The following is a 24,551-nucleotide window of genomic DNA, read 5'->3' on the forward strand; positions in this document are numbered from 1 at the left end:
GACATGGCCGAATTCATCCATCTCGAACTGTCCGGCCTCGCCGGGAGCCCGACCAACCCCCGCAAGTATTTCGACCCGGCGCGGCTCGCCGAACTCGCAGAAACCATCCGCGACCACGGCGTCATCGAGCCGATCATTGTCCGCGCCTGGCCGGACGAGTACGAGACACCCGCCGGCCGCGACACGCGCCCGGCCTATGAGATTGTGGCCGGAGAGCGGCGCTACCGCGCCTCAGTGCTCGCCAACGCCCCCGACATCCCCGCGATCATCCGGGATCTGAGCACGCGCCAGGTTGTGGAGATCCAGGTAATCGAAAACCTGCAGCGCGAAGAAGTCTCCGAGTTGGAAGAGGCCGAGGGCTACGCCCTCATGATGCGCGACTACGGCTATACGGCCGACCAGCTGGCCGAGAAGGTGGGCAGAAGCCGCGCCTACATCTACTCGCGCCTCAAGCTGTGCGACATGACCGAGGCGCCGCGCGAGGCTTTCAGGGCGGGGCAGATCAAAGCCAGCGTTGCCCTATTGATCGCCCGCCTTCCGACCGCCGACCTGCAAGCGCGGGCCACCGCCTGCATTGTCGCTGCCGATATGTCCGCCCGCCAGGCAGCAAGGCACCTGCAGGAAAACAACTACATGCTGCAGCTGGAGCGGGCCAGCTGGCCGCTGGATGAGGCCTTCGCCGGCCTGCCGGCGTGCCTGGGCTGCGCCTCCAACTCCAGCACGGACCGCGAGCAGCACGCGGATATCAGTCCAGACGTCTGCACCAACCAGGAGTGCTTCGCGGGCAAGCGCTCTGCACACCTGTTGCGCCGGGCGGAACAGCTCAGCGCGCAAGGCCAGCGGGTATTGATCGGCGCCGAGGCGCGCAACGTCGCCCCGAGCGGCACCGATCTGTATATCCATAACGGATACATCCCGGTGGCGCGCGAAGACTGGCTCCAGGGGAAGCGTCAGACCGTTACCGAGGCCTACGGCGACCGCCTGGACACCGTGCCACACACCTGGATTGAGGACGTCCGGACGGGCGAGCTGGTGGAGTGCGTGGGGCGCGAGTCGCTTTGGGAGCTGGACCGCGCAGCGGCGGCGGACGAGCCGCCGGCGGTGGTAGCGGAACGCGAGCAGCGGCAAGCCGAACGGGCCGCGAAAGAACGGAAGATCGAGCAGGAAAACGAAGTGCGTGAAGAAATCGTGGGGCGGATCCGGACGGCCTGCAGGGTGGCAGAGATCGACCTGCGAGCCGCCCTGATGACCATCGCCCGCCACCATCTGCTCGAAATGGGACTGGATGAGGATACGGCGAAGCACTATGCACCAGACGCCCACGAAGGCGACCAAGAGCAAGCAATAGAGGCCATGCTCACCTGGCTCAATAGCGCACCGCCCACCCGGATACTCGGCCTCTTGATCGAGGCCGACGTGCTGGATAGTTCCACCTGGCGCGCGGCCTATTGGAACGAGGAATCCCACGATATGCCGGAAGGCCTCGCCAACCTCGCCGCGCTTTACGGGATCGACATCGACCAGGTACGCGCGGAAGTGCAAGGCGGACAGCCCGCCTTCACTGCGGCCGAAACAGCGCCGAAAACCACTCCTACCCCTCCCCAGGCTGCGCCGGCGGCGGTTGCTCCCCCCGCCGAACCCGCGCCCGCGAAACCCGCTCGCGCGAAAAAAGCTGCGCCGGCAAGCGGGAAAACCTCCGCCGGAAAAGGCAAGAAAGAGGCCGCTACCGCGGCGAAAAAACCGAAGGAAAAGGCGAAGGATAGTGGCCGGGCAAGCCCGGCCAAGAGGAAGGAGAAGACCGCCGCGACCACCAGCGCCGGCGACGATGCCGAGCGCGACACGCGCACGATAGACATGATCGCCGAGGCCTTCCCCGAACTCGGCGCCGGCGGAACGGCTACGCAGGGGCAGCAGGAGGTGCGGGCATGAGCACCAGGCACGAATGGGACTATGACGCGGTATGCATCCACTGCAACTTCGACGGCGCGGAATGGACGCATCTGAAGCGCGACGGCGAGGAGATGCCCCTCTGCAGCGTCACGAACGAGACGGAGCGGGAGCGGAACCGCCGCATCGCGGCGCCGCGCATAGACGCCTGGCTGCAGGGAGTGTGGGAATGAGCCAGGACGCCAAGGACGTTACCGCAATCGCCGGCCGCTGGAGCAAGATCGACCCAGCCACCATCGCAGCGACCTGCAGCCAGCGCCACATCCAATCCGTCCTGGAGGACGCCAAGGAGGCCATCGCCGAGGCCTGCAAGCAGCACCAGTCCGCGCAGGAAGCGATGCGGCAGGTCAGCCTGGCGTGCCGGCAGTTGATGCGCGACGCCGTAGAGCACTGCGACCCGCTCAAGGTGCAGGACAGCATTGCTGCTTGCGCGGCCGCCCTGGAAGCCGCCGAGCCCCGCAAGGCTGGGGGCCAAGGATGATGGCAAGCACCGAAGTTCGCGCGGTGGTGCTGGAAGCCATCCGCGCTTACGCTGAATCCCACCCTCGGCCGCCCCAGGTAACGCAGAGCCAGGCGGCAGAAATGCTCGGCATCTCGCGCGCCACCGTGTCGCGCATGGTGCGCGCCGGCACCCTGCGCCTTAACGGCTGCGGCCTGATCCCGATCAGCGAGATTGATCGCGTGCTGGCCGCCGACCGCTCGTAAGCCGCTGTGCGATGTCCGACGCGGTGGGGTTGTAGTAAGTCAGCGCCTGTTTGGGGCTCTTCCAGCCAAACATCTTGCACAGATCCAGCACATCGAGGCGCCTGGCCAACCAGGTCGCCGCGGTGTGCCGCGAATCGTGGAAGGTAAAGCCACTCAGCCCCGCCCGGTCGCGGTACTTTCGGAAGAGGGCGTCCAGCGATGCGCGATTGACGCCAAACACAAATTCCTCATCCCACCCCCGCATCCACTCGACAACGCGGCGCGCCCCGTAGGGCAATGGCACCTTCCGCGGGGTGGTCTTTGTCCGGTCCAGGCTGCAGTAATCGCCATGCACCCGGCTCCATTGCAATCCAGCTATCTCGCCCGCACGCATCCCCGTGCGTAGCGCCACCAGGAACGAGGCCGCCACCGCATGCCGGGCCGACGTCGGCGGCCGCGACGGGCGATAGTCCAGCGCCTTCAACATCGCCCGGATCTGCCGCCGGGTAATCACAATCTCTCGGTGATCGGGCGCCCTGGGGCGGCGCATGTCGCGCATGGGGTTGATGTCAATGAGCCGCCATTCGCGCCGCGCGTGCTCCAGCAGCGCCCCCAAGAGATTAGCCTCTCGGATGACCGTACTGGACTGGACAGTTCGCAGCCGAGCGTCCCGCCACTGCCCCAGCCTTTCCGCCGACAGCGCCGCGACCGGCTCATCAGCGCGCAGCTCGGGCATGTCGCCGAGCATGCCCAACCGCAGCAGCTCCCAGCGACACCCCCGCTTGGTTGGCGACACCTCTTCCCCGTAGCGGGCCATGACTTCCCGCAGCGTGACGCGCTGCCCAGGCGGCGCCGGCGAGGCCGAAGCCTCTCGGATCTCAGTTTCGCGCCTGGCGCCCCAGGCCTCAGCCTCACGCTTGGTGCGAAACGAGGCCGAATCTCGGACCCCTTTGACATAGACCTGGACGCGGTAGCCCTTGGCCGTCGGTTTGATGGATGCCATTCCGTGGGGAGTGCTGCGGGGAAAAAATGGGGAATGGCATTGTGCAAATTGCGTAACCACGCGTCAATTACGTTTCACGGCAGGCCGCTAAGTGCCTGAAATGAAACGATTGATACTTTCGGCGCTGCAATTTGCTAAGGTTCTTGGTGCCGGGAGAGGGACTCGAACCCTCACACTGTCGCCAGCGGCGGATTTTGAGTCCGCTGCGTCTACCGATTCCGCCATCCCGGCCCGGGATCGGCAAGCCGGAACGCTTGCCGTGGAGGCTGGCCGGGACTGTCGCCGCCCGGCCTTGTTTTCGCCGCAAAGCCGGCAATGCTAGAATTGCCGGTTCCGCCCGGGGTGGCCGCAGGAAGTGCCTGCCGGTTGCGAAGGCGCGCATTATCCTCGAATCCCCCCTTCCGCAGCAAGCAAGATGTCTCTGACGCTCAACGACTTCGATTATTTCCTTCCGCCCGAACTGATCGCGCAGGCGCCCCTGCCCACGCGCAGCGCCAGCCGTCTGCTGGAAGTCCAGCTCGAGAACCTGGTGGACCGCAGCTTCTCGGACTTGCCGGCGCTGGTCCGCCCCGGCGACCTTTTCGTTTTCAATGACACACGCGTCATCCATGCGCGTCTGCATGGCGTCAAGGCAAGCGGGGGACAGGTCGAAGTCCTGATAGAGCGGGCGGTTGGTCCGCATGAGGCGCTGGCGCAGATACGTGCCAGCAAATCCCCCAAGGCCGGCAGCCGACTGCGCCTCGCGGGGGCCTTCGATGTAGAGGTGCTCGGCCGCAGTGGCGAGTTCTACCACCTGCGCTTCCCGGCGGAGCAGGCGCTGTTCGACCTGCTGGAGCGGCACGGCAGCCTGCCGCTGCCGCCGTATATTGAACGCAAGCCAGGCGAAGATGACGAAGCCCGCTACCAGACGGTGTTCGCCCGCCACCCCGGCTCGGTCGCCGCCCCCACCGCCGGCCTGCATTTCGACGACGCGGTAATGGCCGGTTTGAAGGCGAGGGGGGCGGACTTCGCCTGGCTGACGCTGCATGTGGGCGCCGGGACCTTCCAGCCGGTGCGGGTGGACGACCTCTCCGAGCACCGCATGCACCGCGAGCACTATGTGATCCCGCAGGAAACCGCCGACGCCATCGCCCGCACCCGCGCCGCAGGCGGCAGGGTAATCGCCGTGGGCACCACCTCACTGCGCGCCCTGGAAGGCGCGGCGCAGGGCGGCGAGTTGCGTGCCGGCGCGGCGGAGACCGAGATCTTCATCCTGCCCGGCTTCCGCTTCCAGGTTGCCGATGCGCTGATCACCAATTTCCACCTGCCGAAGTCCACCCTGCTGATGCTGGTTTCGGCCTTCGCCGGCATGGCGCCCATCCGCCGCGCCTACGCCCACGCCGTTGCCCAGCGCTACCGCTTCTTCAGCTATGGCGACGCCATGTTCCTGAGCCGCAACGATGAACTTTGATCTCCTCGCCAGCGACGGCAGCGCCCGCCGCGGCCGCCTCACCCTCGCCCATGGCACGGTGGAAACGCCCGTTTTCATGCCGGTGGGAACCTATGGCACGGTGAAGGCGATGACGCCCGCCGCACTGAACGACATCGGCGCCAGCATCTGCCTGGGCAACACCTTCCACCTGTGGCTGCGGCCGGGACTGGAAGTGGTCGCCGCCCATGGCGGCCTGCATCGCTTCATGGGCTGGGACAAACCCATCCTCACCGATTCCGGTGGTTTCCAGGTGTTCAGCCTAGGGGCGCTGCGCAAGATCAGCGAGGAGGGCGTGAAGTTTGCCAGCCCGATAGATGGCGCCCGCCTGTTCCTGACGCCGGAAGTCTCCATGCAGATCCAGCACACGCTCAATTCCGACGTGGTGATGATCTTCGACGAGTGCACGCCCTACCCCGCCAGCCGGGACGAAGCGGCCAAGTCGATGCGCCTGTCCCAGCGCTGGGCACGCCGCTCCCGCGACGAGTTCGACCGCCTTGGCAACGCCAATGCGCTTTTCGGCATCGTCCAGGGCGGGATGTATGAGGACCTGCGGGACGAGTCCCTGGCAGCGCTGCAGGAGATCGGCTTTCACGGCTTCGCCATCGGCGGCCTCTCGGTGGGCGAGCCCAAGGAAGACATGGCACGCATCCTGGCGCACACCGCGCCGCGCCTGCCGCGGGAAAAGCCGCGCTACCTGATGGGCGTCGGTACGCCGGAAGACATCGTCGCCGGCGTGGCGGCCGGCATCGACATGTTCGACTGCGTGATGCCCACCCGCAATGCCCGCAACGGCTGGCTGTTTACCCGCTACGGCGACCTGAAGATCAAGAACGCGGTGCACAAGGCCGATCCCCGGCCGCTGGATCCGAGTTGCGACTGCTATGCCTGCCGCAACTTCAGCCGCGCCTACCTGCACCACCTGCATCGCACCGGGGAAATCCTCGGCAGCATGCTGAACACCATCCACAACCTGCGCTATTACCAGGTCCTGACGGCGGAAATCCGGGAAGCCATCGCCGCCGGCGACTTCGACGGCTTCCGTCAGCGATTCGCGGCGGACCGCGCCCGCGGCACCGCCTGAGCGGAGGTCCTCCTACACGCCGCGGGCGTGGAAGGCCTCGCGGATCTCGTCCAGGAACTCGCTCAGGCCATCGGGGTGCAGGCCGAGTTCGTTCAGGGCTTCGGCGCCAACCCGGTACCACACCCTGTTCTCGGTGCCGTTGATGCCATGGTGGCAATGGATGGCCAGTTGCAGGATGGCCACCACGGTGCGCACCGCGCCCAGTTCTTCGCGCGGAATCTCATAGTGGTGCAGGATGGCCTGGGCGACGAAATCCGGCAGCCGCCAGTGTCGCGCCACCAGATAGCCGATGGTGCAGTGATCGACGTTGAAGCGCTGGTCTTCGTCCTTGACGCTGGGCAGGTCGAAGCTCCCGCTGCTGAGCAGGCCGGCGGCGTAGTCCGGAAAGCGCTGCATCAGCACGGGCACCCCGCACTCCAGGAAGATTCCCGCCATATAGGCCTGGTCGGGGAAAACGTTGCATACCGATACCCGGTCTTCCGCGACCAGCGCTGCCAGTTGGGCAATCTCGCGGGAGCGGGTCCAGAAACGGTGCAGGATGGCCTTGCTGCCTTCGGGGATCCTGGCCGACAGGGCAACCGCACGCGCCAAATTGATCGTCTGCTTCAGCCCCAGTCGCACCAGCACCTGCTCGAGGTTGTCCGGCGCTCGCCCGCGGGAGAAAAGCGGGCTACGCGCCACCTTGAACAGCATGGCGGCAATTGCGGCATCGCGTGAAATCAGGGCGGCCAGGGAGGCGGCGTCGTAGTCCCCATCCTGCAGGCGCGCACTCAACTCGACCAAAATGTCCGGCTGGGGCGGTATGCGGATTCCCCGCCCCACCAGTTCCTCCAGCGTCTTCTCTTCGTCGATCACCACGCGTGCTCCGAACATATTGCAGCGCACATTGTCGGAGCATTCCGCCCTCGCCTCAAGCGCGGCTGCAAGCCGCTCAGGGCAAGGGAAAAAACGCTGCTGCTATAATCGACCGCTTTTTGCAAACTCTGGAGTAGACCGTGCTGATTTCCAACGCTTACGCCCAGGCCGCCGGCCAGGATCCGACCGGAGGCCTGATGGGCATCCTGCCGCTGATCCTGATGTTCGTGGTGCTCTGGTTCCTGATGATCCGTCCGCAGATGAAGCGCGCCAAAGAGCACAAGGCCATGGTGGAAGCGCTGTCCAAGGGCGACGAAGTCGTGACCCAGGGTGGCATCGCCGGCCGCGTTGCCGAGATCGGCGACGGCTTCGTTCACCTCGAAGTCGCCGAGAAGGTCAACATCATCGTCCAGAAACAAGCCGTCGCCACCGTGCTGCCGAAGGGCACGCTGAAGGCGCTGTAATCCGCCGGGCGGAAACGGGCCGGGGCGCCCGTTTCCGCGGCCAGCCCTGGTCCTCCCGAACAGCTCCAAGCCTGCCTACCTCGTCTACGATGAATCGCTATCCACTCTGGAAGAACCTACTGATCGGCCTGATTCTCCTTTGGGGCCTGATCTACACCCTGCCGAATTTCTATGGCGAGGTACCCGCAGTCCAAGTTTCCAGCGCCAAGGCCACCGTCAAGCTGGACCCGGCCGCCGCGACCGACCGCGTCGCCAACGCCCTGCGTGAAGCCGGCATCGACAGCCAGGGCATTTTCTCCGACGCCACCAGCGTGCGCGCCCGCTTCGCCGGCACTGACGAGCAGATCCGCGCCAAGGACGCCATCGAGCGTGCCCTGAACCCCGATCCGCAAGATCCCGGCTATGTCGTCGCGCTGAACCTGCTGCCGGCCTCGCCCTCCTGGCTCACCGCCATCCATGCGCTGCCGATGTACCTCGGCCTCGACCTGCGCGGCGGCGTGCACTTCCTGCTGCAGGTGGACATGCCGGGCGCGCTGACCAAGCGCCTGGACTCCTTGAGCGGCGATCTGCGCACCGTGCTGCGCGACAAGAACGTCCGCCATGCCGGCATCAACCGCGAAGGCGAAAGCGTGCATATCCGCTTCCGCAGCGAAGCCGAGCGCGACGCCGCGCGCAGCGCGATCCAGGCCTCCACCGCCGACCTGCAGCTCGCCAACCGCGACGACGGCGCCGGCGATTTCCGCCTCGTCGCCACGCTGACGCCGCAGGCGCTGCAGACGATGCGCGATTTCGCCATCAAGCAGAACATTGGCACCCTGCACAACCGCATCAACGAACTGGGCGTCGCCGAGCCGGTGATCCAGCAGCAGGGCGCAGAACGCATCGTGGTGCAGCTGCCCGGCGTGCAGGACGTGGCCAAGGCCAAGGACATCCTCGGCCGCACCGCCACCCTGGAAGTACGCATGGTGGACGACACCCCGGGCGCGCTGGAACAGGCGATGGCCGGCAACGTGCCCTTCGGCACCGAGCTCTACACCGAACGTGGCGGCCTGCCGCTGCTGGTGAAGAAGCAGGTGGTGCTGACCGGCGACCGCCTCACCGATGCCCAGCCCGGCTTCGACGGCCAGACCCACGAGCCGGCGGTTCACCTCACCCTGGACGCCGCCGGCGCCCGCATCTTCCGCGACCTGACCCGCGAGAACGTGGGCAAGCGCATGGCCATCCTGCTGATCGAGAAGGGCAAGGGCGAAGTGGTGACCGCACCAGTGATCCGCACCGAGATCGGCGGCGGCCGGGTGCAGATCTCCGGCCGCATGAGCACGACCGAGGCCACCGACGTCGCCCTGCTGCTGCGCGCCGGCAGCCTGGCCGCGCCGATGGAGATCATCGAGGAGCGCACCGTCGGCCCCAGCCTTGGCGCGGACAACATCTCCAAGGGCTTCCACTCCACGCTGTGGGGCTTCATCGCCATCGCGGTGTTCATGTGCATCTACTACGCACTGTTCGGACTGGTTTCCACCATCTCGCTGGCGGCCAACCTGCTGCTGCTGGTAGCGCTGCTCTCCTTGCTGCAGGCCACGCTGACGCTGCCTGGCATCGCCGCCATGGCACTGACGCTGGGTATGGCGATCGACGCCAACGTGCTGATCAACGAGCGCATCCGCGAGGAACTGCGCAACGGCTCCAGCCCGCAAGCGGCCATCGCCGCCGGCTACGACCGGGCCTTCGGCACCATCCTGGACTCCAACGTCACCAGCCTGATCGCCGGCATCGCGCTGCTGGTGTTCGGCTCCGGTCCTGTGCGCGGCTTTGCGGTGGTGCACTGCCTGGGCCTGCTGACCTCCATGTTCAGCGCCATCCTGGTGTCGCGGATGCTGATCAACGGGATCTACGGCCGCCGCCGCAAGATCGACAAACTCTCCATCGGCCAGGTCTGGAAGCCGGGCAACTGATCGCGGAAAAGAGGACAAGCAATCATGGAATTTTTCCGCATCAAGAAGGATTACCCCTTCATGCGCCATGCGCTGGTGTTCAACGTCATCTCGTTGCTCACCTTCCTGCTGGCGGTGTTCTTCCTGGCCACCCGCGGCCTGAACCTGTCGGTGGAGTTCACCGGCGGTACCGTGCTCGAAGTGACCTATGCCGAGGCCCAGCCGCTGGAGCCGCTGCGCGAGGCGCTGGCAGCCGACGGCTACACCGATACCCTGGTGCAGAACTTCGGCAGCGCCCGCGACATCATGATCCGGCTGCCGAACAAGGAAGGCGCCGACAGCAACGGCCTGGCCGAGCGCGTCATGGGCACGCTGCAAAAGGCATCCGCCCAGCAGCCGGAGTTGCGCCGGGTGGAGTTCGTCGGCCCGCAGGTGGGCAAGGAACTCGCCAGCGACGGTGCGATGGCGCTGCTGCTGGTGATCTTCGGCATCGTGGTCTATCTGGCGATGCGCTTCGAGTGGCGCCTGGGCGTGGCCACCATCATTGCCAACCTGCACGACGTTGTCATCATCCTCGGCTTCTTCGCCTTCTTCCAGTGGGAGTTCTCGCTGGCGGTGCTGGCGGCGACACTGGCGGTGCTGGGCTATTCGGTGAACGAATCGGTAGTGGTGTTCGATCGCGTGCGGGAAACCTTCCGCAAGAAGCGCAACATGAGCACACCGGAAGTGCTCAACCACGCCATCACCAGCACCATCTCGCGTACCGTGATCACCCACGGCAGCACCCAGATGATGGTGCTCTCCATGCTGCTGTTCGGCGGCGAGACGCTGCACTACTTCGCCATGGCGCTGACCATCGGCATCTGCTTCGGCATCTACTCCTCGGTACTGGTCGCCAGTCCGCTGGCGATGTGGCTGGGCGTCTCCCGTGAGCAGTTCATCAAGGTGAAGAAGGAGAAGGAGGAGGCAGTGGTCTGATCCACCGGATTCGCCGGACGAGAAAAAAGGGGCGCCGGGGCGCCCCTTTTGTTTGCCTCACACCCCGCCTGAAGCAGCAGACGGCGAACACTCAGATGGCGAAGACTTGCTTCACCTTCATCGTCTCGCCGCGCTCGATCAGCCCGATCAGGCGGTCGATGTTGGGATGCTTGCCCGGGTTCAGGCGGGCGTCCTCGGTGTGCTCGGCGTACAGTTCCAGGCCCTTGCGCGCCGCTTCCGGCGTGATCGCGCCATGCAACTGCGCCAAGTGGTTGTACACCGCCAGGGAACCGGCCTGGCCAGGCTTGTTCTCTATCGTCGCCAGCACTTCGCCAGCGTCGTTGAGCAGGTTGATCGCCGCCAGGTGGGAAACGCCGGGCAGCTGCTTGAGGTTTTCGGCAAAGGCCATGGATGCTCCTCGTCGGAATGGAAACGGCGCCCGGCCGTCAGGGCGGGGCGCCGGAATAAAGGGGGCTGCGCGGCGTGAACGCCGGCGGCCGACGGTTCAGATGGCCCGGGCGAGTTCGATCGCCTTGCCGATGTAGCTTGCCGGCGTCATCGCCAGCAAGCGCTCGCGGTCAGCCTCCGGAATGGCCAGGCTGCGGATGAACTCATGCAGGGCATCGCGGGTAATGCCCTTGCCGCGGGTCATCGCCTTCAGCTGTTCGTAGGGGTTTTCGATGGCGAAGCGGCGCATTACCGTCTGCACCGGCTCAGCCAGCACCTCCCAGCATTCGTCCAGGTCGGACGCCAGGCGCTGCGGGTCCGCCTCCAGCTTGCCCAGGCCGCGCAGCGCGCTGTCCAGCGCCAGCACGGTGTGGCCGAAACCGATGCCCATATTGCGCAGCACGGTGGAGTCGGTGAGGTCGCGCTGCATGCGGGAGATCGGCAGCTTGTCGGAGAAGTGGCGCAGGATGGCGGTAGAGATGCCGAGGTTGCCCTCGGCGTTCTCGAAGTCGATCGGATTGACCTTGTGCGGCATGGTGGAGGAGCCGACCTCGCCCTCCTTCAGGCGCTGCTTGAAGTAACCGAAGGAGATGTACATCCAGATGTCGCGGCAGGCGTCGATCAGGATGGTGTTCAGTCGCGCGATGGCGTCGAACAGCTCGGCCATGGTGTCGTGCGGCTCGATCTGGATGGTGTAGGCGTTGAAGCTCAGGCCGAGGGACTCGACGAAACGGCGGTTGAAGCCTTCCCAGTCGAACTCGGGCCAGGCGGAGAGGTGGGCGTTGTAGTTGCCGACCGCGCCGTTGAACTTGGCGGTGAGCGCCACCGCGGCAATGCTTGCGCGGGCGCGCAGCAGGCGGGCGGCGATATTGGCCATCTCCTTGCCCAGCGTAGTCGGGCTGGCTGGCTGGCCATGAGTGCGCGACAGCATGGGCAGCGCCGCATGCTGGTGTGCGAGCTCACGGAAACGGGCGATCACCGCATCCAGCGCCGGCAGCAGCACCTCGTCTCGGCCGGCCTTCAGCATCAGCGCGTGGGAGGTGTTGTTGATGTCCTCCGAGGTGCAGGCGAAATGGATGAATTCCGACACCTTCATCACTTCGGCATTGTGGCCCAGGCGCTTCTTGAGCCAGTACTCCATCGCCTTCACGTCGTGGTTGGTCGTGGCCTCGATGGCCTTGACCGCCTCACCGTCCGCCGGCGCGAAAGTGGCCACCACTTCGTCCAGTTCGGCGATGGTGGCCGCAGAAAAAGGCGCAATCTCCGCCAGCCTCGGCTCGGCCGCCAGCGCCTTCAGCCACTCGACTTCGACGCGGACACGGTTGCGGATGAGGCCGTGCTCGGAAAAATGGTCCCTCAGGCTCGAAACCTTGCCGTGGTAACGGCCATCGAGCGGAGACAGTGCGGTAAGGGCGGAGGGCACAGCGAGGGACATGACAGAACTTCCGGACAAAATGCTATTTTACCGCCGAGGCTCCGCCACGCGGCGGGCAAAAAACAGACCGGGCGTCGGCGGGCAGAATTCTTGCTGGAGAAAGACGCCTAGGCTGGCAGGCGCAGCCTGCTTCCCGGCACTCCCCTTCATCAAGACACAGGCAAGCGAGTGAGTACATCGGACAACTACAGGATCGAGGTCGAAGCCGTCGCCGAGTTCGTGGAAGAGCAGTCCAATCCGGACGACGATCATTACGTCTTCGCCTACCACATCACCATCCGCAACGTCGGCAAGGTCGGCGCCCAGCTGCTGAGCCGCCACTGGATCATCACCGACGGTACCGGCCATGTGCAGGAAGTACACGGCCAGGGCGTAGTGGGCGAACAGCCGACGCTGGCCCCGGGTGAGACTTTCGAATACACCAGCGGCTGCGTGCTGGAAACCGCGGTGGGCACCATGCACGGCAGCTACCAGATGACCGCCGCCGACGGCCACCGCTTCAACGCCGAGATCCCGACCTTCGTGCTGGCAATGCCGCGCGTGCTGCACTGACGCAGCAACGCGGCCGGCGCGGGTTCGCGCTCAGGAACGGTAGTCGGCGTTGATCTTCACGTAGTCGTAGGAGAAATCGCAGGTCCACACGGTGGCGGCGCTGTCGCCTCGCGCGAGGTCGATGCGCACCGTGAGTTCGGCGTGCGCCATGATGCGCGCACCGGCTTCTTCCTTGTAGCTGCCGGCGCGGCCGCCATGCTCCGCCACCAACACCGACTCGTCCGGATTGCCTAGCCAGACCCGCAGGGCGGAAACGTCCAGGTCATCCACGCCGGCATAGCCGACGGCAGCCAGGATGCGGCCGAGGTTGGGATCGGAAGCGAAGAAGGCGGTCTTCACCAGCGGCGACTGCGCCACCGCGTATGCCACCTGGCGGCATTCCTCGCGGCTGCGGCCGCCCTCCACCGCGATGGTCATGAACTTGGTCGCACCCTCGCCATCACGCACGATGGCCTGGGCGAGGCGGATCGCGACCGATACCACGGCGTCGCGCAGCGCCTTGTAGTCCGCGCCCGCGGCATCGACGATCTCTGCGTTGCCCGCCTGACCGGTGGCGATGAGAATGAAGGAGTCGTTGGTGGAGGTATCGCCATCCACCGTGATGCTGTTGAAGGACAGATCCGCCGCCTCCTTCACCAGTTCGTCCAGCAGCGGCTGGCTCACCGCCGCGTCGCAGGCTACGTAGCCCAGCATGGTAGCCATGTTGGGCTTGATCATGCCGGCGCCCTTGCTCATGCCGGTCAGCGTGACACTGCGACCGCCGATCTGGACCTGGGCGGACACTGCCTTGGCCAGCGTGTCGGTGGTCATGATGGCGTGCGCGGCGTCGAACCAACCGTCCGTCCTAAGCGCGCCGACGGCCTTCGGCAGGCCAGCCACCAGCCGGTCCACCGGCAGCGGCTCCAGGATCACGCCGGTGGAGAAGGGCAGCACCTGTTGCGGCGCCACGCCCAGTTCGGTGGCCAGTGCAGCGCAGGTCTGGCGCGCATGGGCGAGACCGCTTTCGCCGGTGCCCGCATTCGCCACACCGGTGTTGATCACCAGCGCACGGATGCCGCCCTGGGGCAGGTGCTCCTTGCACAGTTGCACTGGCGCGGCGCAGAAGCGGTTCTTGGTGAAAACGCCGGCCACCCGGCTACCCTCGGCCAGCTCGAGCACCGTCAGGTCGCGTCGATTGGCCTTGCGGATGCCCGCTTCGGCGACGCCGAGGCGAACGCCGGGAACAGGCAGCAGATCGGCGGGATTCGGGGTGCTCAGATTGACGGCCATGCGATTCTCCGGAGAAAAAGACGCAACAGGGGGACGCAGCAAAGGCGTGCCGGAATGGGGTCGAGGATGATAGCGGATTCCGGTCGCCGCCCGCAGGCGGCCGCCGGAGCGACTAATGCAAGACGGCCCCGAAGGGCCGTCCGCGGTATCAGTTCAGCTTGCCGTGGCAGTGCTTGTACTTCTTGCCGGAGCCGCAGGGGCAAGGATCATTGCGGCCGACCTTGGGCCCGGACACTGCCGGCTGAGCACCCGTCTCGGCATTCGCCGCCGCCAACGCTTCGTCGTAGTCGGCGTGATGGTATTGCACGTTCTCCATCTCGGCCGGCGGCTCCACCTCTTCCAGCTGGCTCTCGGTGCGGATCTGCACCGTCATCAGCAGCTTGGTGACGTCGTTGCGCACCATATCCAGCAGGCTCTCGAACAACTCGAAGGCCTCGCGCTTGTATTCCTGCTTGGGGTTCTTCTGCGCGTAACCGCGCAGGTGGATGCCCTGACGCAGATGGTCCAGTGCCGCCAGGTGCTCACGCCAGTGGGTGTCCAGGCTCTGCAGCATGACGTTGCGCTCAAACTGCTGCCAGGCGGCGACGTCCACCTGGGCGACCTTGGCGGCGTAGCTCTCCTCCGCCGCGTCAATGATGCGCCTCAGCAGCGACTCGTCGTCCAGCTCCTGCTCGGCCTTGGCCAGTTCGGTCAGCGGCAGCTTGAGGCCGAAGTCCGAGGCCAGCACCTGCTCCAGCGCCGCCAGGTCCCACTGCTCCTCGACGCTTTCCTGCGGCACATAGGTACGGAACACGTCGCTGAGCACGCCCTGGCGCATGGCGTTGATGGTTTCGGAGATGTTCTCGCTTTCCAGCAGTTCGTTGCGCTGCTGGTAGATGACCTTGCGCTGGTCGTTGGCGACATCGTCGTATTCCAGCAACTGCTTGCGGATGTCGAAGTTGCGCTGCTCCACCTTGCGCTGGGCGGACTCCAACGAGCGGGTGACCATGCCGTGCTCGATGGCCTCGCCCTCGGGCATCTTCAACCGCACCATGATGGCGTTGAGGCGCTCGCCGGCGAAGATCTTCATCAACGGATCTTCCAGCGACAGGTAGAAGCGGCTGGAGCCCGGATCGCCCTGGCGGCCGGAGCGGCCACGCAGCTGGTTGTCGATGCGACGGGACTCGTGGCGCTCGGTGCCTATGATGTGCAGGCCGCCAGCGGCCAGCACCTGGTCATGCACCTTCTTCCATTCGCTGCGCAGCTCGGCGATGCGCGCTTCCTTGCGCTCGTCCGGCAGGCTGGCATCATCACGCACCGCGCTCACCAGCTTGTCGATGTTGCCGCCGAGCACGATGTCTGTGCCGCGGCCGGCCATGTTGGTGGCAATGGTGACCACGCCGGGGCGGCCGGCCTCGGTGATGATTTCCGCCTCGCGATCGTGCTGCTTGGCATTGAGCACCTGGTGCTCGACCTTGGCCTTCTTCAGCAGCGCGGACAGGTATTCGTTGGTCTCGATGGAGGTGGTGCCCACCAGCACCGGCTGGCCGCGCTTGACGCAGTCCTGGATGTCGGCGATCACCGCATCCCACTTCTCCTTGGCGGTGCGGTAGACCTTGTCGTTCTCGTCCTTGCGCTGGGTCGGCCGGTTGGTCGGGATGACCACCGTCTCCAGGCTGTAGATGGAGTGGAACTCGAAGGCCTCGGTATCCGCCGTGCCGGTCATGCCCGCCAGCTTGGCGTACATGCGGAAGTAGTTCTGGAAGGTGATGGAGGCCAGTGTCTGGTTCTCGGCCTGGATGCGCACGCCTTCCTTGGCCTCCACAGCCTGGTGCAGGCCGTCGGACCAGCGACGGCCTGCCATCAGGCGGCCGGTGAATTCATCGACGATGACGACTTCGCCGTTCTGTACCACGTAGTGCTGATCCTTGTGGTACAGCGCATGCGCCCGCAGGGCGGCGTAGAGGTGATGCACAAGCAGGATGTTCCCCGGCTCGTACAGGCCGGCGCCTTCGGCCAGCAGGCCCATGCGCACCATGATCTGCTCGGCATTCTCGTGACCCTGCTCGGTCAGCAGCACCTGGTGCGCCTTGAGATCCACCGTGTAGTCGCCCGGATCGGTGACGTTGTCGCCCTCGCCTTCCTGCTTCTTCAACAGCGGCGCCACCTGGTTCATCTTCAGATAGAGCTCGGTGTGATCCTCGGCCTGGCCGGAGATGATCAGCGGCGTACGCGCTTCGTCGATCAGGATGGAGTCCACCTCGTCGACGATGGCGAAGTTCAGGCCGCGCTGCACCCGCTCCGACAGCGCATAGACCATGTTGTCGCGCAGGTAGTCGAAGCCGAACTCGTTGTTGGTGCCGTAGGTGATGTCCGCTGCGTAGGCGGCCTGCTTCTCGGCATGCGCCATGCGCGAGAGGTTGCAGCCGGTGGTGAGGCCGAGGAAGCCGTAGATGCGGCCCATCCACTCGGCATCGCGGGAAGCGAGGTAGTCGTTCACCGTGATGACGTGCACGCCCTTGCCGGCCAGCGCATTCAGGTAGGCGGGCAAGGTCGCCATCAGTGTCTTGCCTTCGCCAGTGCGCATTTCGGAGATCTTGCCGTCGTGCAGCACCATGCCGCCGATCAGCTGGACGTCGAAGTGGCGCATGCCGTGCACCCGCTTGCCGGCCTCGCGGACCACGGCGAAGGCTTCCGGCAGCAGCGCGTCCAGCGTCTCGCCCTGGGCCAGGCGCTGGCGGAATTCGTTGGTCTTGCCCCGCAGCGCCTCGTCAGAAAGCGCAGAGATTTCCGGCTCCAGTTCGTTGATCCGCCGCACTTTCTGGGAATACTGGCGGACCAGGCGGTCGTTGCGACTACCGAAGATTTTCTTGAGCAGACCGGAGATCATGTGTGGGAGTGACGTTCGTCGTCGATTCGGCAAAGCGGCGAGTTTATCATGTCGGGCAAATCCGCTCTCTGAGCGACCTTCCTCCCGATACCCATCCGATGACGCGACTTCTTCAAGGCTACCTGGGCAGCGGCGACGCCCTGGCGAGGCTGCAGGACCATGCAGCCCGGCTGCTGCGCCTGCAGAACGCGCTCGCCCGCGGCCTGCCGCCGCAACTGGCCTCCGCCTGCCGGGTGGCCAACCTCAAGGATCAGACTTTGGTGATAAGCGCCGATGGCGGCGCGGTCGCGGTGAGGCTGAAGCAGATGGCGCCCAGCCTGATCGAACATCTGGCCCGCGCGGGCCACATGATCAGCGACATCAAGGTGAAAGTGGCCACGCCCCAGCAGCAGCCCTGGGTAAAGCCACCGGTGGACCGCCGGATATCCGCCGAAGCACGCAACACCCTCACCGACTTCGCCGCCACGCTGCCGCCGGATTCGCCGCTGCGGATCTCGCTGGAGCGGCTGGCCAGGCGCAGCAAGGAAGGCTGAGCCCCCGCAGCGCGTCGCCAGCCTCAGAGCATGGGCGCCAGCACCCGCTCCAGCGCGAACAAGGCCAGGAAGACGAAGAGCACCACGACGCCGGCCCGGAACATGTTCCAGGCCCAGCGCCGGTAGCGCGGGTTACCGGTGAACAGCCAGAGCAGCAGCGAGCCGCCGATGCCCAGCGCGACCAGCACTGCACAGAGGCGCAGGATCAACATGCTGGGCTGTTCAAGCCGCCAACGCTACCGGGGCGAACTGGTGCGCCACCGCGGCGGGCGTTGCCGCCTCCTGCTCGAAACTCACCAGTTCCCAGGCGGAAGCATCCTCCAGCAGGACGCGGAGGATCTGGTTGTTCAGCGCGTGGCCGGCCTTGTGTGCCGAGTAGGCGGCGAGCAAGGGGTGGCGGCAGAGGTAGAGATCGCCGATGGCGTCCAGCACCTTGTGCTTCACGAACTCGTCCGCATAACGGAGGCCATCGGCATTGAGCACGCGGTACTCGTCCATCACGATGGCGTTGTCCAGGCTGCCGCCCAGCGCGAGGCCGTTGGCACGCATGAACTCCACGTCCTGCATGAAACCGAAGGTGCGTGCACGGGCAACATCGCGCACGTAGGAGTGCTCGGCGAAATCCACCGTCACCGAGGTCGCGGTGCTGTCGATGGCGGGATGGTTGAAGACGATGGAGAAATCCAGGCGGAAACCTTCATAAGGCTCCAGGCGCACCCATTTGTCGCCCTCGCGGTACTCGACCGCCTTCTTCACCCGCATGAAGCGCTTGGGCTTGGGTTGCTCCTCGATGCCGGCGGACTGAAGCAGGAAGACGAAGGGGCCGGAGCTGCCATCCAGGATGGGAATTTCCGGCGCATCGACATCCACATGCAGGTTGTCTATGCCCAGGCCGGCCAGCGCGGACATCAGGTGTTCCACCGTGCCCACCTTCTCGCCGCCCTTCTCCAGGCCGGAGCACATCCGGGTGTCGCACACCGAGTAGGGATCGGCCGGCAAGTCCAGCGGCGGGTTGAGATCGACGCGATGGAACACGATGCCGGTGTCCGGCGCGGCCGGGCGCAGGGTCAGATTGACCTTTCTGCCGCCATGCAGACCGACGCCAGTCGCCTTGACTGCCGATTTGAGGGTGCGCTGCTTGATCATTTTGTTGCCGTCCTGTAAGGGCGCGATTCTAACACGCGGCCCCTGATGCAACCCCGCAGCCCGGACCGGCTAGCCCGCAGCCCGTCACGGGCGCGCAGGAAAAAACGGAGACGGGCGTTCGCAGGAACCGGAGGCGGCGGCTCCTGCAAACGCCCGTCGTCGGACAGGCCGTCGAGCGGAAAGGCTCAGTCGGCCTGGCGACGCAGAAAGGCCGGGATGTCGTAGGTGCCCATGCCGTTCGTGCTCATCGCCTCAACCGTGGTACGGCGGCCGCTGCGGATCACTGCCGGCACGTCCAGGTTGTTCATGTCGACACCACCAACAGCCGGACCATAAGTCCCGGTGCCTTGCACCACTTGCATGACCGGCTGGCGAGCGGAGCGCGGCGTGCCCAGGCCGGTGGCGACCACGGTGATGCGGATGCGGTCGTCCATCGACTCGTCGAACACGGTACCGTACTTGACGAAGGCTTCCGGCGCGGCGAAAGCCTGCACCGTCTTCACCGCGTCGCGCACTTCGGACATCTTCAGCGACTTGCTGGCGGTGATGTTGATCAGTACGCAGCGCGCGCCGGAAAGCTCGGTGCCTTCCAGCAGCGGGGACACCGCGGCCTGCTCGGCGGCAATGCGGGCGCGGTCCATGCCGGAGGCTTCGGCGGAGCCCATCATCGCACGGCCCATCTCGGCCATCGCGGTGCGCACGTCCTGGAAGTCCACGTTCACCAGGCCCGGCACATTGATGATCTCGGCAATGCCACCGACCGCGGAACGCAGCACGTTGTCGGCGGAGCGGAAGCACTCCTCGAAGCCGGCGTCGTCGCCGAACACTTCCAGCAGCTTGTCGTTGAGCACCACGATCAGGGAGTCGACGTTGCGGGTCAGCTCCTCGACGCCGCTCTCGGCCACGCGCAGGCGGTTCTCGAAGTCGAAGGGCTTGGTGACCACAGCCACCGTCAGCACGCCCATTTCCTTCGCCACCTCGGCCACCACGGGCGCGGCACCGGTGCCGGTGCCACCGCCCATGCCGCCAGTGATGAAGCACATGTGGGCGCCTTCCAGCGCTTCCATGATGGCTTCGCGCGAATCCTGCGCCGCAGCGCGACCCGCCTCCGGCTTGGAGCCGGCGCCCAGGCCGCTGGAGCCCAGCTGCAGCTTGGTCGGAGCCAGGCAGCGGCTCAGCGCCTGGGCGTCGGTGTTGGCGGCGATGAACTGCACACCCTGCACGCCCTCGCGGATCATGTGATCCACCGCGTTGCCACCCGCGCCGCCGACGCCGATCACCTTGATCACGGTTCCGGTCGGTTCCTTCTCAACGATTTCAAACATATGCCTCGCCTCCTTGATAAACGGCCCTGCTACGCTTCGAATACCCGACCGACCCAGATCTAGTACTAGCAGAAAAGTCTACTACTAAATACGGCATCAGCAACAGGTAATCATTCAAATGACCCGACGGCCCTCCGCCGGATCAGAAATTCTTTTCAAACCAGGACTTCATGCGGCCGAAGATCTGCCGCACCGAGCGAGTTTCCCGCGCCTGTATGCCGCGTCGGCGCTGCGCCGCGCCTTCCATCACCAGCCCCATGGCGGTGGCGTAGCGCGGCTGGCAGACCACGTCGGCCAGGCCGCCGTCGTACTGCGGCGAACCGACACGCACCGGCATGTGGAACACCTCTTCGCCCAGTTCCACCATGCCGCGCATGATGGCCGAACCGCCGGTGAGCACGATGCCCGACGACAGCAGCTCCTCGTAACCGCTGCGGCGCAGCTCCGCCTGCACCAGCTCGAACAGCTCCGACACCCGCGGCTCGATCACATCCGCCAGCGCCTGGCGCGACAGCTTGCGCGGCGGCCGATCGCCCACGCCGGGCACTTCGATCATGTCTTCCGGGTCGGCCAGCTGGTGCATGGCCACGCCCTGGTGGATCTTGATTTCCTCCGCCTCAGCCGTGGGCGTGCGCAGCGCCATGGCAATGTCGTTGGTGATCTGGTCGCCGGCGACCGGAATCACCGCGGTATGGCGGATGGCGCCCTGGGTGAACACCGCGATGTCGGTAGTGCCACCGCCGATGTCCACCAGGCACACGCCCAGTTCCTTCTCGTCCTCGGTGAGCACCGCGTAGCTGGAGGCCAGCGGCTGCAGGATCAGGTCCATCACTTCCAAGCCGCAGCGGCGCACACACTTGATCACGTTCTGGGCGGCGGATACTGCGCCGGTGACGATGTGCACCTTCACCTCCAGCTTCACCCCGCTCATGCCGATGGGCTCGCGCACGCCACCCTGGCCGTCGATGATGAATTCCTGGGTGAGGATGTGCAGGATCTGCTGCTCCGCCGGGATGGGCATCGCGCGGGCGACCTCGATCACCCGCTCCACGTCCAGCGGGGTGACTTCCTTGTCCTTGATCGCCACCATGCCGTTGGAGTTGAAGCTCTTGATATGGCTGCCGGCGATGCCGGTATAGACGTCGTGGATCTTGCAGTCGGCCATCAGCTCGACCTCCTGGATCACGCGGGAGATCGCATCCACCGTCGCCTCGATGTTCACCACCACGCCGCGCTTCAGGCCGTTGGTGGGCTGGGTGCCCAGGCCGACCACGTTCAGCCGTCCGTCCGGCCGCAGCTCAGCCACCATGCAGGTGATCTTGGCGGTGCCGATGTCGAGGCCGACGATCAGGTCCTTGTATTCCTTGCTCATTTCTTGCCTTTCGCAGCGGGTGTGGCGTCGGTGGGAGTCAAAGCGAATCCGTTCGGGTAGCGCAGGTCTGCAACCGCGACCTGTACGCCGATGTTGTCCTTGACCCGCGGCCAGGCGGCGACGAAGCGGGCCAGGCGCTTGTCCAGCGGCGACTTGTCCTGCTCGCGGCCGAGCATGATCACCAGGCCGTTATCCAGGGTCAGCTGCCAGGCTTCGCGCGCCGACAGTGCCAGGCCTACCAGCTTGGCGCCCAGCGGCTGCACCGCGGTGGAGAACTCGGCATGGCGCGCCAGCAACCAGCCGGCCGAGCCCTGCGGGCCGGAGAACTGCGGCATGGGCGCGTTGCTGGCGGCGGTGAAGACCTCGCCCTGGCGGTTCACCAAGCGGCTGTCGCCGCTGTCGGAGACCGTCCAGTACGCGACAGCCTGATGTTCCTCGATCTTCAGCTCCAACCCGTCCGGCCAGCGGCGGCGGACTTCGGCGCGGCGCACCCAGGGCAGCTTCTCGAAGGCGGAGCGCACCGTTTCCAGGTCTACGGTGAAGAAATTGCCCTGGATCGCGGTGCGGGCTACGTATTCCAGCTGGGAGGCGGTGACCAGCTCCGGCTGGCTGGTGACCACCACCTCGCGCAAGGGGAACAGTGGCCGGGTGACGAACCAGGTCACCAGCGCCCAGCCGAGGCCGATGGCGGCGAACAGCATCAGCAGATCGGAAATGAGGTTGAGCAACGCCGGCCGGTGCCAGATGCCATTCTCCTTCCCGCGCGCGGCCGCGGCCCGCCCGGCGGGGCGTGCTGCAGCGTTGGCGGAGCGGGAACGGACATCAGCCAAGGCGGCTCTCCGCGAGGATGGCGAGACACAGCGCCTCGAAGGACATTCCGGCGACGCGGGCCGACATCGGCACCAGCGAGTGCCCGGTCATGCCCGGCGAGGTGTTCATCTCCAGCAGGTAGGGGCGGCCGTCCGCGGTGAGGATCAGGTCGGCCCGGCCCCAGCCGCGGCAGCCCAGCACCCGCGCGCTCTTCATCACCAGCGCCTGCAGCGCCTGCTCTTCCGCCTCCGGCAGGCCGCAGGGGCAGTCGTAGCGGGTGTCGTCGGTGAAGTACTTGTGCTGGTAGTCGTAGTTGCCGTCGGGCGCGACGATGCGCACCAGCGGCAGGGCGCGGTCGTTCAGGAAAGGCGCCGTCAGTTCGGCGCCGCTGATGAACTCCTCGGCGATCACCAGGCTGTCGTAGCGCGCCGCCAGTTCCCAGGCCGCGCGCAGCTGGCCGGCTTGGGTGACCTTGGTCGCGCCCATGCTGGAGCCTTCATGCACCGGCTTGACGAAGATGGGCAGGCCAAGCTCGTGCACCACCGCATCCCAATCGGTATCCGCTTCCAGGATGGCGTAGCGCGGAGTGGGCAGGCCGTTGGCCAGCCACACCATCTTGGTCCGCCACTTATCCATGGACAGCGCAGAAGCCATCACGCCGCTGCCGGTGTACGGGATGCCCATCAGTTCGAGCGCACCTTGCACCGTGCCGTCCTCGCCGCCGCGGCCATGCAGGGCGATGAACACGCGGTCGTAGCCTTCTTCCTTCAGGATGTGCAGATCGCGTTCGGCCGGATCGAAGGCGTGCGCGTCCACGCCGGCGCCTTGCAGCGCGGCGAGCACCGCCTTCCCGGACATCAGGGACACCTCGCGTTCGGCCGACGAGCCGCCGAACAGAACCGCTACCTTGCCGAAGTGCGCGCTCACACCAATTCCTCGCTGCTGGCGAGCTTGCCCGGCACCGCGCCGATGCTGCCCGCACCCATGGTCATCACTACGTCGCCGTCGCGCGCGGCATCCAGAATCGCCTGCGGCATGGCCGCGATGTCCTCGACGAACACAGGCTCCACCTTGCCGGCCACGCGCAGCGCGCGCGCCAGGGAGCGCGAGTCCGCGGCGACTACGGGTTGTTCGCCGGCGGCATAGACCTCGCCCAGCAGCAGCGCATCCACCGAAGACAGCACCTTGACGAAATCCTCGAAGCAGTCGCGCGTGCGGGTGTAGCGGTGCGGCTGGAAGGCCAGCACCAGCCGGCGACCGGGGAAGGCACCGCGGGCGGCGGCGATGGTGGCCGCCATCTCCACCGGGTGGTGGCCGTAGTCGTCGATCAGGGTAAAGCTGCCGCCGTTGCTGGCCGCCACCTCACCATAGCGCTGGAAGCGCCGGCCAACGCCACGGAATTCCGCCAGCGCCTTGACGATGGCCGCGTCCGGCACCTGCACCTCGGTCGCCACCGCAATGGCCGCCAGGGCGTTGAGCACGTTGTGCCGGCCTGGGAGGTTCAGGACGATAGGCAGCCGGGTAGTGGTGCCGTTGATGCGCACCGCGTCAAACAGCATGCGGCTGCCCTCGGCACGGACGTTTTCGGCACGGATGTTCACCCCCTCGCCGAAGCCGTATCGCACCACCTGCTTGGAGACCTGCGGAATGATCTCGCGCACCTGCGGGTCGTCGTCGCACAACACCGCCACGCCGTAGAAGGGCAGGCGCTGCAGGAAGTCGACGAAGGCCTGCTTGAGACGGCCGAAGTCGTGGCCATAGGTGTCCATGTGGTCGGCGTCGATGTTGGTGACCACCGAAATCACCGGGCTCAGCATCAAGAAGGAGGCGTCGGACTCGTCCGCCTCGGCCACCAGGAAGTCGCCCTTGCCCAGGCGCGCATTCGCGCCAGCGGCGTTCAGCCGGCCGCCGATGACGAAGGTGGGATCCATCGCGCCTTCGGCGAGGATGCTGGCGACCAGCGAGGTGGTAGTCGTCTTGCCGTGGGTGCCGGCGATGGCGATGCCCTGCTTGAGCCGCATCAGCTCGGCCAGCATCTGCGCCCGCGGCACCACCGGCACCCGCGCCTCGCGCGCCGCCATCACTTCCGGGTTGCCTTCCTTCACCGCGGTGGAAACCACCACCGCGTCCGCGCCGGCGATATTGGCTGCATCGTGCCCCAGCACCACCCTCGCGCCCATGGCCTTCAGCCGGCGTACCGCCGCGTTGTCGCCGAGGTCGGAACCACTGACGGTGAAGCCCTGGTTCACCAGCACTTCGGCGATGCCGCTCATGCCGGAGCCGCCGATGCCGACGAAATGGATGTGCCTGACCTTATGCTTCACGGCGGCTCCCGCAAAGCGAGGGCCGCGCGGAGGATGCCGCCCGGCGAGAAATATG

At 66.0% G+C, this 24,551-nt stretch carries 24 protein-coding genes and 1 tRNA gene; 11 read left to right on the forward strand and 14 right to left on the reverse strand.

Annotation, left to right across the window (positions count from 1 at the left end):
* Positions 1-3: 3 nt before the first annotated feature.
* From C7389_RS12100 to C7389_RS12115, 4 genes are read left to right on the forward strand one after another with little or no spacing between them, the layout of a single operon-like run.
* Positions 4-1,929 carry a ParB/RepB/Spo0J family partition protein gene (locus C7389_RS12100; RefSeq protein WP_133591717.1) on the forward strand — a complete coding sequence of 642 codons (1,926 nt, stop codon included), beginning with the start codon at positions 4-6 and terminating at the stop codon, positions 1,927-1,929.
* Positions 1,926-2,120: a hypothetical protein gene (locus C7389_RS12105; protein ID WP_133591719.1), complete on the forward strand. Its 195-nt coding sequence runs from the start codon at positions 1,926-1,928 to the stop codon at positions 2,118-2,120. The genes C7389_RS12100 and C7389_RS12105 overlap by 4 nt, the downstream gene beginning before the upstream one ends.
* Positions 2,117-2,428: a hypothetical protein gene (locus C7389_RS12110; protein ID WP_133591721.1), complete on the forward strand. Its 312-nt coding sequence runs from the start codon at positions 2,117-2,119 to the stop codon at positions 2,426-2,428. Before C7389_RS12105 ends, C7389_RS12110 begins: the two co-directional genes overlap by 4 nt.
* The gene (locus tag C7389_RS12115; RefSeq protein WP_211168275.1) at positions 2,425-2,652 is read left to right on the forward strand and encodes a helix-turn-helix domain-containing protein; all 228 of its coding nucleotides are present in this window, start codon (positions 2,425-2,427) and stop codon (positions 2,650-2,652) included. The genes C7389_RS12110 and C7389_RS12115 overlap by 4 nt, the downstream gene beginning before the upstream one ends.
* On the opposite strand, the gene C7389_RS12120 is transcribed toward C7389_RS12115, so the two are convergent.
* Entirely contained in the window at positions 2,612-3,634 is a 1,023-nt protein-coding gene (locus C7389_RS12120) for a tyrosine-type recombinase/integrase (protein ID WP_133591723.1), read from the reverse strand. The two genes, C7389_RS12115 and C7389_RS12120, sit on opposite strands and share 41 nt — an antisense overlap.
* A gap of 144 nt (positions 3,635-3,778) precedes the next feature.
* Positions 3,779-3,865: transfer RNA gene (locus tag C7389_RS12125), tRNA-Leu, on the reverse strand.
* Positions 3,866-4,049: 184 nt separating this feature from the next.
* Here C7389_RS12125 and queA point away from each other — a divergent pair.
* On the forward strand, positions 4,050-5,084 hold the full coding sequence (gene queA / locus C7389_RS12130) for a tRNA preQ1(34) S-adenosylmethionine ribosyltransferase-isomerase QueA (protein ID WP_133591725.1): 1,035 nt from the start codon (positions 4,050-4,052) through the stop codon (positions 5,082-5,084).
* Positions 5,074-6,186, forward strand: a complete 1,113-nt coding sequence (tgt, locus tag C7389_RS12135) for a tRNA guanosine(34) transglycosylase Tgt (RefSeq protein ID WP_133591727.1) — start codon at positions 5,074-5,076, stop codon at positions 6,184-6,186. Before queA ends, tgt begins: the two co-directional genes overlap by 11 nt.
* A 12-nt stretch (positions 6,187-6,198) precedes the next feature.
* Here tgt and C7389_RS12140 read toward each other — a convergent pair whose 3' ends face one another.
* Positions 6,199-7,044, reverse strand: a complete 846-nt coding sequence (locus tag C7389_RS12140; RefSeq protein WP_246034731.1) for an HDOD domain-containing protein — start codon at positions 7,042-7,044, stop codon at positions 6,199-6,201.
* Positions 7,045-7,181: 137 nt separating this feature from the next.
* On the opposite strand from C7389_RS12140, the gene yajC reads away from it, so the two are divergent.
* The 3 genes from yajC to secF all read left to right on the forward strand — a co-directional run bounded on the left by yajC (position 7,182) and on the right by secF (position 10,414).
* Entirely contained in the window at positions 7,182-7,505 is a 324-nt protein-coding gene (gene yajC, locus C7389_RS12145) for a preprotein translocase subunit YajC (RefSeq protein ID WP_133591729.1), read from the forward strand.
* Between the two features lie 89 nt (positions 7,506-7,594).
* A complete protein-coding gene (secD, locus tag C7389_RS12150) occupies positions 7,595-9,457 on the forward strand; it encodes a protein translocase subunit SecD (RefSeq protein ID WP_133591731.1) in 1,863 nt (620 codons plus the stop codon).
* 24 nt (positions 9,458-9,481) lie between these two features.
* The gene (gene secF, locus C7389_RS12155; RefSeq protein WP_133591733.1) at positions 9,482-10,414 is read left to right on the forward strand and encodes a protein translocase subunit SecF; all 933 of its coding nucleotides are present in this window, start codon (positions 9,482-9,484) and stop codon (positions 10,412-10,414) included.
* 91 nt (positions 10,415-10,505) lie between these two features.
* Here the strand turns inward: secF and C7389_RS12160 are convergent, their stop codons facing one another.
* Together C7389_RS12160 and purB are read right to left on the reverse strand one after the other, a co-directional pair.
* Positions 10,506-10,823: a DUF2322 family protein gene (locus C7389_RS12160; protein ID WP_133591735.1), complete on the reverse strand. Its 318-nt coding sequence runs from the start codon at positions 10,821-10,823 to the stop codon at positions 10,506-10,508.
* A 96-nt stretch (positions 10,824-10,919) separates the two neighbouring features.
* Positions 10,920-12,296, reverse strand: a complete 1,377-nt coding sequence (purB, locus tag C7389_RS12165) for an adenylosuccinate lyase (RefSeq protein WP_133591737.1) — start codon at positions 12,294-12,296, stop codon at positions 10,920-10,922.
* 168 nt (positions 12,297-12,464) lie between these two features.
* Here purB and apaG point away from each other — a divergent pair, with 168 nt between their 5' ends.
* The gene (apaG, locus tag C7389_RS12170; RefSeq protein WP_133591739.1) at positions 12,465-12,848 is read left to right on the forward strand and encodes a Co2+/Mg2+ efflux protein ApaG; all 384 of its coding nucleotides are present in this window, start codon (positions 12,465-12,467) and stop codon (positions 12,846-12,848) included.
* Between the two features lie 30 nt (positions 12,849-12,878).
* Here the strand turns inward: apaG and argJ are convergent, their stop codons facing one another.
* Positions 12,879-14,117 carry a bifunctional glutamate N-acetyltransferase/amino-acid acetyltransferase ArgJ gene (gene argJ / locus C7389_RS12175; RefSeq protein ID WP_133591741.1) on the reverse strand — a complete coding sequence of 413 codons (1,239 nt, stop codon included), beginning with the start codon at positions 14,115-14,117 and terminating at the stop codon, positions 12,879-12,881.
* Between the two features lie 148 nt (positions 14,118-14,265).
* Positions 14,266-16,986 (reverse strand): preprotein translocase subunit SecA, encoded by a 2,721-nt coding sequence (gene secA / locus C7389_RS12180; protein WP_133591743.1) that lies wholly within the window; start codon positions 16,984-16,986, stop codon positions 14,266-14,268.
* Positions 16,987-17,084: 98 nt separating this feature from the next.
* Between secA and C7389_RS12185 the strand changes: the two genes are divergently transcribed.
* The gene (locus tag C7389_RS12185; RefSeq protein ID WP_133591745.1) at positions 17,085-17,519 is read left to right on the forward strand and encodes a DciA family protein; all 435 of its coding nucleotides are present in this window, start codon (positions 17,085-17,087) and stop codon (positions 17,517-17,519) included.
* A 23-nt stretch (positions 17,520-17,542) separates the two neighbouring features.
* Here C7389_RS12185 and C7389_RS12190 read toward each other — a convergent pair whose 3' ends face one another.
* From C7389_RS12190 to murC, 7 genes are all read right to left on the reverse strand, one after another.
* On the reverse strand, positions 17,543-17,731 hold the full coding sequence (locus C7389_RS12190) for a hypothetical protein (RefSeq protein ID WP_133591747.1): 189 nt from the start codon (positions 17,729-17,731) through the stop codon (positions 17,543-17,545).
* Positions 17,732-17,741: 10 nt separating this feature from the next.
* Positions 17,742-18,665, reverse strand: coding sequence for a UDP-3-O-acyl-N-acetylglucosamine deacetylase (gene lpxC, locus C7389_RS12195; RefSeq protein WP_133591749.1), 924 nt, complete (start codon positions 18,663-18,665; stop codon positions 17,742-17,744).
* A 185-nt stretch (positions 18,666-18,850) separates the two neighbouring features.
* On the reverse strand, positions 18,851-19,990 hold the full coding sequence (ftsZ, locus tag C7389_RS12200) for a cell division protein FtsZ (protein WP_133591751.1): 1,140 nt from the start codon (positions 19,988-19,990) through the stop codon (positions 18,851-18,853).
* Positions 19,991-20,132: 142 nt separating this feature from the next.
* The gene (ftsA, locus tag C7389_RS12205; protein WP_133591753.1) at positions 20,133-21,362 is read right to left on the reverse strand and encodes a cell division protein FtsA; all 1,230 of its coding nucleotides are present in this window, start codon (positions 21,360-21,362) and stop codon (positions 20,133-20,135) included.
* A complete protein-coding gene (locus tag C7389_RS12210; protein ID WP_133591755.1) occupies positions 21,359-22,192 on the reverse strand; it encodes a cell division protein FtsQ/DivIB in 834 nt (277 codons plus the stop codon). Before C7389_RS12210 ends, ftsA begins: the two co-directional genes overlap by 4 nt.
* Positions 22,185-23,099: a D-alanine--D-alanine ligase gene (locus C7389_RS12215; RefSeq protein ID WP_133591757.1), complete on the reverse strand. Its 915-nt coding sequence runs from the start codon at positions 23,097-23,099 to the stop codon at positions 22,185-22,187. The genes C7389_RS12210 and C7389_RS12215 overlap by 8 nt, the downstream gene beginning before the upstream one ends.
* Positions 23,096-24,496: a UDP-N-acetylmuramate--L-alanine ligase gene (gene murC, locus C7389_RS12220; protein WP_133591759.1), complete on the reverse strand. Its 1,401-nt coding sequence runs from the start codon at positions 24,494-24,496 to the stop codon at positions 23,096-23,098. Before murC ends, C7389_RS12215 begins: the two co-directional genes overlap by 4 nt.
* Positions 24,497-24,551 lie beyond the last annotated feature (55 nt).

Source organism: Azoarcus indigens (genome assembly GCF_004361735.1).
In the GTDB taxonomy this organism is placed as follows: domain Bacteria; phylum Pseudomonadota; class Gammaproteobacteria; order Burkholderiales; family Rhodocyclaceae; genus Azoarcus; species Azoarcus indigens.